Annotated in this window: 11 protein-coding genes; 7 read left to right on the top strand and 4 right to left on the bottom strand. The window is 69.0% G+C overall.

What is annotated here, in order from left to right; translation table 11 throughout:
* Window positions 1-270: 270 nt before the first annotated feature.
* The 6 genes from ABIA32_RS15045 (at window position 271) to ABIA32_RS15020 (ending at window position 7,872) form a co-directional block, all read left to right on the top strand.
* Window positions 271-1,305 carry a LacI family DNA-binding transcriptional regulator gene (locus tag ABIA32_RS15045; RefSeq protein ID WP_370095067.1) on the top strand — a complete coding sequence of 345 codons (1,035 nt, stop codon included), beginning with the start codon at window positions 271-273 and terminating at the stop codon, window positions 1,303-1,305.
* A 95-nt stretch (window positions 1,306-1,400) separates the two neighbouring features.
* Window positions 1,401-2,693, top strand: coding sequence for an extracellular solute-binding protein (locus tag ABIA32_RS15040; RefSeq protein WP_370095065.1), 1,293 nt, complete (start codon window positions 1,401-1,403; stop codon window positions 2,691-2,693).
* Between the two features lie 149 nt (window positions 2,694-2,842).
* Window positions 2,843-3,820 (top strand): carbohydrate ABC transporter permease, encoded by a 978-nt coding sequence (locus ABIA32_RS15035; RefSeq protein WP_370095063.1) that lies wholly within the window; start codon window positions 2,843-2,845, stop codon window positions 3,818-3,820.
* A 3-nt stretch (window positions 3,821-3,823) separates the two neighbouring features.
* Window positions 3,824-4,714, top strand: coding sequence for a carbohydrate ABC transporter permease (locus tag ABIA32_RS15030; RefSeq protein ID WP_370095061.1), 891 nt, complete (start codon window positions 3,824-3,826; stop codon window positions 4,712-4,714).
* Window positions 4,715-4,769: 55 nt separating this feature from the next.
* Window positions 4,770-5,747, top strand: coding sequence for a glycosyl hydrolase family 32 (locus ABIA32_RS15025; RefSeq protein ID WP_370095059.1), 978 nt, complete (start codon window positions 4,770-4,772; stop codon window positions 5,745-5,747).
* Window positions 5,748-5,823: 76 nt separating this feature from the next.
* Window positions 5,824-7,872 carry a glycoside hydrolase family 32 protein gene (locus tag ABIA32_RS15020; protein ID WP_370095057.1) on the top strand — a complete coding sequence of 683 codons (2,049 nt, stop codon included), beginning with the start codon at window positions 5,824-5,826 and terminating at the stop codon, window positions 7,870-7,872.
* Here ABIA32_RS15020 and ABIA32_RS15015 read toward each other — a convergent pair.
* Complete coding sequence (locus ABIA32_RS15015; RefSeq protein ID WP_370095055.1) at window positions 7,862-8,449, bottom strand: PadR family transcriptional regulator; 588 nt, start codon at window positions 8,447-8,449, stop codon at window positions 7,862-7,864. The two genes, ABIA32_RS15020 and ABIA32_RS15015, sit on opposite strands and share 11 nt — an antisense overlap.
* 104 nt (window positions 8,450-8,553) lie before the next feature.
* Here ABIA32_RS15015 and ABIA32_RS15010 point away from each other — a divergent pair, with 104 nt between their 5' ends.
* Window positions 8,554-9,663 carry an LLM class flavin-dependent oxidoreductase gene (locus ABIA32_RS15010; RefSeq protein ID WP_370095053.1) on the top strand — a complete coding sequence of 370 codons (1,110 nt, stop codon included), beginning with the start codon at window positions 8,554-8,556 and terminating at the stop codon, window positions 9,661-9,663.
* Between the two features lie 185 nt (window positions 9,664-9,848).
* Here the strand turns inward: ABIA32_RS15010 and ABIA32_RS15005 are convergent, their stop codons facing one another.
* The 3 genes from ABIA32_RS15005 to tpiA form a co-directional block, all read right to left on the bottom strand.
* Window positions 9,849-10,184, bottom strand: coding sequence for an RNA polymerase-binding protein RbpA (locus ABIA32_RS15005; RefSeq protein ID WP_084714586.1), 336 nt, complete (start codon window positions 10,182-10,184; stop codon window positions 9,849-9,851).
* 190 nt (window positions 10,185-10,374) lie between these two features.
* The gene (gene secG, locus ABIA32_RS15000; RefSeq protein ID WP_370095050.1) at window positions 10,375-10,614 is read right to left on the bottom strand and encodes a preprotein translocase subunit SecG; all 240 of its coding nucleotides are present in this window, start codon (window positions 10,612-10,614) and stop codon (window positions 10,375-10,377) included.
* A gap of 132 nt (window positions 10,615-10,746) precedes the next feature.
* On the bottom strand, window positions 10,747-11,550 hold the full coding sequence (gene tpiA, locus ABIA32_RS14995; protein ID WP_370095048.1) for a triose-phosphate isomerase: 804 nt from the start codon (window positions 11,548-11,550) through the stop codon (window positions 10,747-10,749).
* Between the last annotated feature and the right edge of the window lie 8 nt (window positions 11,551-11,558).

Here is an 11,558-nt window from a genome sequence, read left to right as displayed (position 1 = left end):
GCGGTTCCGCCCGCCGGCGCCCCGGCCGGAGCCCCGGCGGGGGCCTTCAGCCGCGACGAGCTTGCACGCCACCGAACCGGCCTGTCAACGCGACCACCGTTCGCATGCGCTCTCTCGACTGCCCTGAACTGGGGTTTTCCTGTCGCCGACGGTGGATCATCACGTCCGGATCACACTCCGTTCCATGCCTTGACGCTGTATCGGCCCGGCTGCATACTCGTGAACGTTCGGTTAATCGATTAAACACCAGAGGCGGGAGGGAGGGCGTCGATGGCACGAGCGCGCATGGCGGACGTCGCCTCGGCGGCGGGAGTCTCCACGGCCACCGTCTCCATGGTGTTGAGCGGCGCAGCGAGCACGCGCATCTCCCCGGAGACGCAGGCACGGGTCCGCGAGGCCGCCGAGCGGATCGGCTATGCGCCCAACTCGGTGGCCCGCAGCCTGCGCACGCAGCGCACCCGCACGATCGGACTGATCTCCGACACCATCGCCACCACCCCGTTCGCGGGCCGCATGCTGGCCGGGGCCAACGACGTCGCCCGCGAACACGGCTACCTGGTCGTCCTGGTGGACACCGACGACGACGCCGAACGCGAGCGGCAGGCGATCGCGGCCCTGGTCGGCCAGCAGGTCGACGCGATGATCTACGCCCGGATGTGGCACCGGGTGGTACCCGCACCGGCCGGGCTGCCCGACTCCACCGTCTTTCTCGACTGCCGCCCCAGGGACGACAGTCGGCCCGCCACGGTGCCGGACGAACGCGACGGCGGCACAGCGGCGACCTTGGAGCTGATCGCCGCGGGCCACCGACGGATCGCCTACGTCGACGCGCCCGAGGACAACGAGGTGGTCGCCTCCGGACTGCGTCACGAGGGCTATCTCTCGGCGCTGGCCGGAGCCGGCGTCACCGCCGATCCGCTGCTGCACGTCCGCGGGACGACCGACGCGAGCGGCGGCCGCGCCGCGACCGAGGCGCTGCTCACGCTGCCTGCCGACCGTCGGCCCACCGCGATCTTCTGCTTCAACGACCGTATGGCGATGGGCGCTTACGCTGCCGCCCGACGCGCGGGGCTGGAGGTGCCCGCGGACCTGTCCGTGGTCGGCTACGACGACCAGCAGTTGGTCGCCGCGGAGCTGGACCCGCCGCTGACCACGGTCGCGCTGCCGCACTACGAGATGGGACGTTGGGCGATGGAGGTCGCTCTGGGCCTGCGCCGGGCCGAGGCCGGCGTCCCGCTCCTCATGCCGTGCCCGATCATTCGTCGGGACTCGGTGGGTCCGCCGCCGGAACCGGCTTCCGCCTGATCCCGACGGCGGACTCACCTTCACCGGTTGGCAGTTGGAGCTGCCACCAGCACCGGGGCCGACGTAGGGCGTCGGGCCCCAGAAAGGGACCAATCGTGCGTCAATCCCTCTCGATCATAGCAGCGGCGGGCGTTCTCGCCTCGGTCGCGCTGACCGGCTGCGCCAAGGCCAGCCACGACGGCTCCGTCTCAGGGAACGGTCCGATCCAGATCACCATGTGGACCCACTCGGCCGGAAACCCCGGCGAGCTGGCCGTCTACAAGAAGATCCTTGCCGACTTCAACGCCTCGCAGAGCACGTACCAGGTCGTCGAGCAGAACTTCCCGCAGGGCTCCTACAACGACGCGATCACCGCCGCCGCGACCGCGCACAAGCTGCCCTGTCTGCTGGACATGGACGGTCCGATCATGCCCAACTGGGCCTGGGCCGGCTACCTGCAGCCGCTCGGCCTGCCCTCCTCGCTGATCGACCGCCTGCTGCCGACCACCGTCGGCCGCTACCAGGGCAAGATCTACTCCGCCGGCTACTGGGACGCCGCCATGGCGATCTTCGCCCGCAAGTCGGTGCTGACCAAGGCCGGCGTCCGCGTCCCGACCGTGGACCAGCCCTGGACCCTGGACGAGTTCAACGCCGTCAACGCCAAGCTCAAGTCCTCCGGCTACGCCACACCGCTCGACCTGGGCGCGGCCGACAAGGGCGAGTGGTGGTCCTACGCCTACTCCCCGATGCTGGAGAGCGCGGGCGGCGACGAGATCGACCGCACGACGATGAAGTCCGCCGACGGCAAGCTCAACGGCCCCGACGCGGTGCGCTTCTTCACCTGGTTCCGCTCCGTCTTCAAGAACGGCTGGGCCAACAACGCCGGGCCGGTGGGCAACCAGAACTTCATCGACAACAAGGTCGCCCTCAGCTACACCGGCGTCTGGAACGCCCAGGACGCGCTCAAGTCGGTCGGCAGCGACCTGCTGATCCTGCCGCCGGTCGACTTCGGTCACGGCGCGAAGATCGGCGGCGGCTCCTGGCAGTGGGGGATCTCCACCGGCTGCGGCACCCAGCAGAGCGCTGGCGCCCGCGCTTACCTGCAGTTCAGCTTCCAGGACAAGTACCTGACCGACTTCGCCGACAGCCAGGTCGTCATCCCGTCCACGAGCACCGCCGCGGCCGCGTCGAAGTACTTCGGCCCGAACGGTCCGCTGCACCAGTTCGCCGTCCTGTCGCAGAAGTTCGCGCTCGGCCGCCCGGCCACCCCCGGCTACCCGGTGATCTCGACGACCTTCGAGAAGGCCGCGAAGGACATCATGAACGGCGCTGACGTGAAGTCGACGCTGGACACCGCGGTGCAGGCGATCGACAGCGACATCCAGTCGAACAACAACTACGGCAGCTGACCCATTAGGGGCGCGAGGCTCTGCTCGATCGACTGCGTGCGCGAGCAACCACCGACGAGCGGATGGCCCTGTTCGTTCGGATCAGTACCTGCGTGGGTGGCTTGTGGCGCAGCCTCGCGCTCCTGAATGCTCCGAAAGGCATCCCTTTCATGACGGCGACCTATCGGCTGGACAGCACCCCCGCCGCTCCCGATCCCCAGACCGCTCCCCCCGCACCCGCCCCCCGCACCCGCCGCCGCGCGGCCGGCCGCGCTCGCCGCGCCGAGGCGCGCGCCGGCCTCGCGATGGCCGCCCCGGCGGTCCTCCTGCTGCTGGCCTTCCTCATCGTGCCGGTACTGCTCGGCTTCGCCCTCGCTTTCACCAACGCGCGGCTGATCTCCCCGGAGCCGCTGCGCTTCGTCGGCCTCGACAACTTCGTCCGGGCCTTCACCATCGACCCGGCCTTCTTCCACTCGGCCATCAACACCTTCGCCTTCGCGGCCGTGGTGGTGCCCGTCCAGGCCGGGCTCGGGCTCTTCCTCGCGCTGCTGGTCAACCAGAAGATCCGCGGCGTCACCGCCTACCGGATCATCTTCTTCATCCCCGTCGTCACCTCGATCGTCGTGGTGTCGATCCTGTGGAAGTTCATGTACCAAGGGAACGGGCTGGTGAACTCGTTCATCAACTCGATCACCTTCGGCGCCTGGCAGGGCACGGCCTGGCTGAACAATCCGAGCACCGCGCTCGGCGCGATCATCCTGCTCTCAATCTGGCAGGCCGTCGGCTTCCACATGCTCATCTGGCTCGCCGGGCTGCAGACCATTCCCGAGGAGCTCTACGAGGCCGCCCGGATGGACGGCGCGGGGACCTGGCAGCAGTTCAGGAACGTCACCTGGCCCTGTCTGCGGCCGACCAGGATCTTCGTCCTGATCACCATCACCATCGCCGCACTCGGCCTCTTCGTGCAGATCGACGTGATGACGCAGGGCGGTCCGGTCGACTCCACCACGACGTTGGTCTATCACGCGGTGCAGGCCGGCTACAGCGAGCAGCAGATCGGCTACGGCTCGGCGCTCTCGCTGGTCTTCTTCGTCATCGTGCTCCTCATCGCGCTGGTCCAGCGCTTCCTCACCCGCGACAAGGACTGACCCATGGCGCTCACCCATGCACAACTGCGCCGCCGCCGCCGCGTCTGGTCCTACCTGGTGCTGAGCGGCCTGGCCGTCTTCTTCCTCTTTCCGTTGGTCTTCATGCTCGTGTCGAGCCTGAAGCCGGACGGACAGATCCTCTCCGACACCAGCAGCTGGCGCGCCTTCCTTCCGGTGGGGCACATCAGCCTGGACAACTACTCCGGCGTCTTCGGCCGGGTTCCGGTCGGCCGCTTCCTGTTCAACTCGATCCTGGTGACCGTGCTGATCGTCGGGCTCGGGCTGGTCGTCAACTCGATGGCCGGCTTCGCGCTCTCCCGGCTGCGCTGGAGGGGCCGCGGGCTGGTGCTCAGTCTGGTCATCGCGACACTGATCGTCCCCTTCGAGACGATCGCCGTGCCGATGGTCTACTGGGTCGCGCACCTGCCCACCCTGGTTCTCCAGGGCGGCGCCCTCAAGTACGACATCGGCTGGCTCGACAGCTACAAGGTGCAGATCATCCCGTTCGTCGCGAACGCCTTCTCCATCTTCCTCTTCGCGCAGTACTTCTCGACGATTCCCACCTCGCTGGACGAGGCCGCGCGGATCGACGGCGCGGGCTGGTTCACGATCTACCGCCGCATCGTCGTCCCACTGTCGGGGCCCGCCTTCGCGACCGTGTCGATCCTGACCTTCCTGCCCGCCTGGAACCAGTACCTGTGGCCGTCGATGGTGGTCCAGGACGAGAAGCTGCGCCCGGTCATGGTCGGCATGCAGTACTTCTTCCAGGACACCACCGCCTGGGGCGAGGTCATGGCCTACGCCTCAATGATCACCATTCCGGTGCTGGTCGTCTTCCTCGCCTTCCAGCGTGCCTTCGTCAGCAGCGTCGCCGCGAGCGGCGTCAAGGGTTGACGCCGCACCCTCTCTCCCACGACCGCCCACGCCTGCCCGAAAGGCCTGCCTCTCCATGTTCGCTCTGCCCGACTCCTGGGTCTGGGACTTCTGGTTCGCCGACGACGGGGAGCAGTACCACCTGTTCTTCCTCTACGCCTCCCGCGCCCTGCACGACCCCGAGGCACGGCACTACCGCGCCTCGATCGGCCACGCCGTGTCGCCCGACCTGGAGCACTGGACGCGGGTCCCGGACGCGCTGGTCCGCGCGGACGCGCCCGCCTTCGACGACCTGGCCACCTGGACCGGCTCCGTGGTCCGCCACCCGGACGGCACCTGGTACCTCTTCTACACCGGCTCCACCCGCGCGCCCGAGGGCAGGAACGTCCAGCGCATCGGCTATGCCACCAGCCAGGATCTGACGACCTGGCAGAAGTCCGACACGCCGCCGCTCGGCCCTGACCCGCGCTGGTACGAGACCCTCGACGCCGGGGTCTGGCACGACGAAGCCTTCCGCGACCCGTGGGTGCTGCCCGATCCGCAGGGCGACGGCTGGCACATGCTGGTCACCGCACGGGCCGGCTCCGGGCCCGCCTTCGAGCGCGGCGTCGTCGGCCACGCCGTCTCCCTCGACCTGCGGCACTGGGAGGTCCGCCCGCCGCTCAGTACACCCGCCCCGCACGGCTTCGGGCAGTTGGAGGTCACCCAGGTCGAGATCGTCGACGGCAGGCCGGTGCTGCTTTTCTCCTGTCTGGCCGAGCACGCCTCCGAGGCCCGCAGGGCGACGGGCGTCAGCGGCGGCATCTGGGCCGCTCCTGCGGAGAGCCTACTCGGCCCCTACGACATCGACGCCGCCGAACCGGTGACCGACGACAGCCTCTACAGCGGCCGCCTGATCCGCCGCCGCGAGGACGGGCGCTGGGTCCTGATGGCCTTTCATCACACCGGCGCCGACGGCGGTTTCGTCGGCAGCATCAGCGACCCGATGCCGGTCGCCTGGGACGGCCGCCGGCTGACCGTCGACGCCCTCGCCCCGATCACCGCCGGAGCCTGAGCCGCACTCTCCCGCCGGGTCCGAGGGACCGGATCTGGGGGGGTCCCCCACCCATCGAGAAGGCCAGGAGGCCGCTGTGTTCTCCCGCTCTTCGCACCACCCGGGCGTCTCCGCCCCGGACGCACGCGCCCGCCTCACAACCGCCGCCCTCCGCCTCGGCCTCGTCGCACTGCTCGCGCTCGCCGCGACGGTGCTCGGGCTGCCGGGCCCGGCCGCCGCGCCCAAGGCGCGGGCCGCCGACACCTACCGGGACGTCTACCACTTCACCGTGCCCGACCACTGGAAGAACGACCCGCAGCGGCCGCTCTACGTCAACGGCGCGTTCCAGTACTACTACCTCTACAACGCCGACTACGACCAGTCGATCGGCACGGCCTGGCGCATGGCGACCACCACCGACAACGTGGTCTTCCACGACCAGGGAGTCGCCGCGCCGAAGAAGACCAACGCCAACTACGACCTCTGGTCGGGCTCCGCCGTCGTCGACAGCGGCAACACCGCGGGCTTCGGCGCCGGGGCGATCGTCGTGCTGGTGACCCAGATGGACCACCCGACGGCCGCCCAGATCGCCAACGCCTCGGGACCGCAGGCCCAGTTCCTGTGGTACTCGACCGACGGCGGCCGCAACTTCCGCCCCTACGGCGACACACCCGTCATCCCCAACGGCGGCCGCGCCAACTTCCGCGACCCGAAGGTGCTCTGGGACGCCGGCCACCAACGTTGGGTGCTGCTCGCCACCGAGGGCGACCGGATCGGCTTCTTCACCTCGCCGGACCTGAAGAACTGGACCTGGGTCTCCGACTCGGTCCACACCGGCCTCGGCTCCCTGGAGTGCCCTGACCTCTTCCAGCTGCGCGCCGACGACGGCAGTCTGCACTGGGTGCTCGGCATGAGCGCCAACGGCTACCTGACCGGCGACCCCAACACCTACGCCTACTGGACCGGATCCTTCGACGGCACCATCTTCACCCCCGACAGCGGCACCCCGCAGTGGCTGGACCACGGCTTCGACTGGTACGCGGGCGTCAGCTGGGAGGATCCGACCGCACCGCTGGACCACCGCTTCGCGATGGCCTGGATGAACAACTGGGCCTACCCGTACATCACCCCGACCTGGACGAGCGACGGCTTCAACGGCACGGACTCGATCGCCCGGCAGATCAGCCTCAGGCACTACCCGGACGGCTATGCGCTCGCCTCACAGCCCGTCCCCGCGCTGGCCTCCCACGCGACCCGGACGACCAGCCTCGGCACCGTGACCGTCAACGGCGCCACGCCGCTGAGCTACCACGGCACCGCCTACGAGCTCGACGCCGACGTCAGCTGGACCGCGCTCGACAACGTCGGCGTGCAGCTCCGCGTCTCCGCCGACGGCACCCGCCACGCCGATGCCGGGATCTACCACGACTACAGCTACCTGAACCGCGGCCAGACCGGCAATCCCGACTCCACCGGCACGCACGAGGAGAGCCATGCGCCCTTCGACCCCGCCCGGACCCACGCCCACCTGAAGATCCTCGTCGACCGCACGACCATCGAGTACTTCGTCGACGACGGCCGCTACGTACACTCCAGCGAGGTGTTCGCAAACCCCTCCGACGACGGGCTCACCCTCTTCACCAGCGGCGGCGCCGCGACCTTCGCCAACCTCACGATCACCGAGTTCGCAGGCGTCGCCCAGCGCCCCGCCGAGCTGCTGGCCGACTTCGAAGGCTCGACCTACGGCACGGGCTGGACCGCCACCGGCAGCTTCGCCGGCACCGGCCCGACCGCGGAGAGCCTCCCCGGCGCGGTCGGCAACCAGGTGCTGGACACCTTCACCGGTGGCGGCGACGCCGCCACCGGCACCATCACCTCACCGAGCTTCACCATCGACCGCAACTTCCTGCACTTCCTGATCGCCGGGGGTGACCACCCGCTCGGCCAACCCGGTCCCACCAGCGTCAACCTGCTCGTCGGCGGACAGCCGGTCCGCACGGCGACGGGCGACAACACGGGCGTCCTGAAGCCGGTCAGCTGGGACCTCTCGGACCTGCAGGGGCAGACGGCACAGATTCAGGTTCTCGACGAAGCCACCGGAAGCTGGGGGCATCTGATCGCCGATCAGTTCGTGCTCAGCGACTGAACGGCGGCCGGTCCGCGTCGGCGTCGCCCAGGTCGCAGGCGAGGTCGGCGAGGTCCGCGAGCATGGCGTCGATCCTGTCACGCTCGGCCGCGTAGTAGCGCGCGGCCCAGCGCAGCGTGAGCGTCGGGAAGGCCCACTCCGGCGTCGACTCCGCGGCGGCCACGTCGGTCTCCGCCTCGACTCGCCGCTTCTCGGCGAGCTCACGCTGCGCCAGCAGCATCTCCCGCAGCCGCTCCGGGTCCTGGAGGTGTCCCAGCCAGAGCCGCAGCATCGGGCCGTGCTTCAGCACGACCGGCTCGACCGGCGTCTCCCGCGCCCAGGCGCGCAGCGCGTCCTCGCCGACGGGGGTGATCCGGTAGAGCCGCTTGGCCCGGATGTCCCCGGCGACCTCCTCGGACGCGGCGTAGCCGACCGACTCCAGGCGCCTCAGCTCGCTGTAGATCTGGCTGTACGAGGGGCTCCAGTAGAAGAAGCCCAGGCTCTGGTCCGCCCACTTCTTCAGGTCGTAGCCGGAGAGCTCCCGCCCGAAGGAGAGCAGTCCGAGCACAGCCCAGCTGGTGATCGGAAGAGGGTTCATCAGGGCAGTGTACGACCTCCGACAAGATGTCTTCCCTTGTCGTTATATGACTGCTAGTCATATAACTGCTAGTCATACCTGGAGGCTCAGTCCGGAGGCAGCCCATGAAGTTCTCCATGATCTTCGAGGCGCAACTCGCCCATCCCACCCCTGAACGCGAACACGCCCTGCTGCGGGACTGCGTCGAGCAGGCGGTCCTGGCCGAGGGGGTCGGCTTCGACCGCGTGTGGGCGGTGGAGCACCACTCCCTGCTCCGCTACGCGCACATGAGCGCGTCCGAGATCTTCCTGACCTGGGTCGCGGCGCGCACCTCGCGCATCCGCATCGGCCATGGCGTCGTGACCATGCCCTTCGGCTATCAGCATCCGCTCCGCGTCGCCGAGCGCAGCGCGATGCTGGACGCACTCTCCGGCGGCCGCGTCGACCTCGGCGCGGGGCGGGGCGCGACCGCGCAGGAGATGGCGATGTTCGGCGTGCGGGCGGAGGACACCTACCCGCAGGTCGAGGAGGCGCTGCGGATCATCGCGGCGGCCTGGCGCAAGGAACAGTTCGAGTGGCACGGCTCGATCGACATTGGACCGGGCGCGGTCCTCCCCCGCCCGGCCCAACTGCCGCACCCGCCCTTGTTCATGGCGTGCAGCAAGCACGACACGCTGCGCACGGCGGCCGAGTACGGCGTCGGCGCGCTGGTCCTGGGCTTCGCGGGAGCGGCGGACGTCCGCGAGATGCGCGCGGTCTACGACGCGGCCCTGACGGCGCGGGACGGCTCACGCCTGGTGTCGACGGAGGTCAACGACCACTTCGCCGCGCTCTGCCCGACGATCGTCCTGGACGACGCGGCGGAGGCGTACCGCGTGGGCACGCGCGGCCAGCGCTTCTTCGCCGAGTCCATCGCCCACTGGTACGCCGGCGGCGCGGCTCCTGCGGAGGACGCGATCGAGGAGGACCACGCGGCGGTGATGGCGTCGCACGAGCGCGAGTTGGTCGCGAAGCTCCACGAGGCACGGGTACCGGTCCGCCCGAGCGCGACGGGCACTTTCAACGTCGACCACGCCTACGGGGACGCGGCAACGGCCATCGCCTACGTGGATCAGTTGCAGGACATAGGCGTTGACGAGGTCATCTGCCTCATCCAAATGGGCACGGTCCCCCAGGAAGCCTGCCTGGAGACCATCCGTCAGTGGGGAAGACACGTCATCCCGAGATATCGGTAGGGCAACCGCCGGGGGCGCGGGGAACTGCGCGACAAGCCACCCTGGGACGTCGAGCACCGAACGCGCGCAGGGCCATCGCACAGGGTGGTTTCTCGCGCAGTTCCTCGCGCCCCTGGGAGGTGCAACTACAGCGAGGCGGAAGAAGGCACCGCACCGGCCTTCTTCCGCCATCCCTCAAAGAGCGATCAGATCTCGCCGCGCAGCTTCGCCAGCGCCTCGGCGAGGATCGCCTCGCCGTCGGCGTCACTGCGGCGCTCGCGGACGTACGCGAGGTGCGTCTTGTAGGGCTCGGTCCGCGGCGGAGCCGGCGGGTTCTCCTCGTCCTGGCCCGCAGGGAAGCCGCAGCGGGGGCAGTCCCAGGTCTCGGGGATCTGCGCGTCCGACGCGAAGCTCGGCTTCGTCTCGTGCCCGTTCGCGCACCAGAAGGAGATGCGCAGGCGCGGAGCGGACTCGCCGCGCTCCGCCTCACCCATCGGGCCTGCCCCGACCCTGCTGCCACGGATGGCGTTGCCACTTGCCACGGTCTGACTCCCTGCGTGATGGTGCGGTACTGCGACCGACCCGGTCGGAATCGTCCCGGGCGAAGGTCGTCCTAGTGTACGGAACACATAAGCGTCGCCCCACACCCCCATCGGTGACGACTGTCACCATGATAGGCGTGGAGGCGACGCTCCGTCAGAACTCCTGACAGCGTCCCGCTGACCGGCTGAGTCAGCCGTTCTTGGTCTTCATCAAGAGCGACAGGATGATGATGCAGGCGAACCAGCCGACGCCCATGAAGATGGTGATCCGGTCGAGGTTGCGCTCGGCGACCGCGGAACCGCCACCCGTCGAGGACATACCACCACCGAACATGTCGGAGAGGCCGCCGCCCTTGCCCTTGTGGAGCAGGACCAGAATGATCATCATCACGCTGAAGAAGATCAACGCGATAGAGAAGCCGAGGATCACAACCGGACCAATCTTTCAGGTGAGTGTCAGCGAGCAGCAAGGCCCAGCACCACGGGGTGCCGGGCCCTACCACCTTAGGCGTGCGACAGCCTACGGGGAAACAGCTTCGTTAGACAGTTCCGACCGGAACGATCAGGAGACGCCCTGATCCCGGTAACGGACGATCCGGACGAACTCCTCCGGATCGAGCGAGGCGCCACCGATCAGCGCACCGTCCACGTCCGGCTTGGCCATGATGCCTGCCGCGTTGCTGCCCTTCACCGAGCCGCCGTAGAGGACGCGCACCTTGTCCGCGACCTCCTGGGAGTACAGCTCCGCCAGCCGCACCCGGATCGCGCCGCAGACCTCCTGCGCGTCCTCGGGGGTGGCCACCTCGCCCGTGCCGATGGCCCAGACGGGCTCGTAGGCGACGACGATCCGCTCGACCTGCTCCGCCGGAACCTCCGCGAGCGCGCCGTCGAGCTGGGCCAGGGTGAAGGCGACCTGGTTGCCCGCCTTGCGGACGTCCAGGCCCTCGCCGACGCAGAGGATCGGCAGGATGCCGTTCCGGAACGCGGCCTTGACCTTGCCGTTGACGATCTCCTCGTTCTCGCCGTGGTACTGGCGGCGCTCGGAGTGTCCGATCACGGCGTACGTGCACTTCAGCTTGGCCAGCATCGGGCCGGAGATCTCGCCCGTGTACGCGCCGGAGTCCTGCGCGGAGATGTCCTGGGAGCCATACTTGATCTTCAGCTTGTCGCCGTCGATCAGGGTCTGCACCGAGCGCAGGTCCGTGAAGGGCGCGAGGACCGCGACCTCGACCGCGTCGTAGTCCTTGTCGTTCAGGGCGAAGGCGAGCTTCTGGGTGTGCGCGATGGCCTCGAGGTGGTTGAGGTTCATCTTCCAGTTGCCGGCCATGAGCGGCTTGCGTACGCCGTTGAATGTCGCAGTAGTCATGTGTCTTG

Source organism: Streptacidiphilus sp. MAP12-20 (assembly GCF_041262525.1).
Classification (GTDB): domain Bacteria; phylum Actinomycetota; class Actinomycetes; order Streptomycetales; family Streptomycetaceae; genus Streptacidiphilus.
This window is presented reverse-complemented; position numbering and strand designations above follow the sequence as displayed.

Bases quoted from the DNA above. Each gene is read 5' to 3' on its own strand.
- ABIA32_RS15045 (WP_370095067.1), top strand. From the start codon at position 271: ATGGCACGAGCGCGCATGGCGGACGTCGCCTCGGCGGCGGGAGTCTCC.
- ABIA32_RS15035 (WP_370095063.1), top strand. From the start codon at position 2,843: ATGACGGCGACCTATCGGCTGGACAGCACCCCCGCCGCTCCCGATCCC.
- ABIA32_RS15030 (WP_370095061.1), top strand. From the start codon at position 3,824: ATGGCGCTCACCCATGCACAACTGCGCCGCCGCCGCCGCGTCTGGTCC.
- ABIA32_RS15025 (WP_370095059.1), top strand. From the start codon at position 4,770: ATGTTCGCTCTGCCCGACTCCTGGGTCTGGGACTTCTGGTTCGCCGAC.
- ABIA32_RS15015 (WP_370095055.1), bottom strand. From the start codon at position 8,449: ATGAACCCTCTTCCGATCACCAGCTGGGCTGTGCTCGGACTGCTCTCC.
- ABIA32_RS15010 (WP_370095053.1), top strand. From the start codon at position 8,554: ATGAAGTTCTCCATGATCTTCGAGGCGCAACTCGCCCATCCCACCCCT.
- tpiA (WP_370095048.1), bottom strand. From the start codon at position 11,550: ATGACTACTGCGACATTCAACGGCGTACGCAAGCCGCTCATGGCCGGC.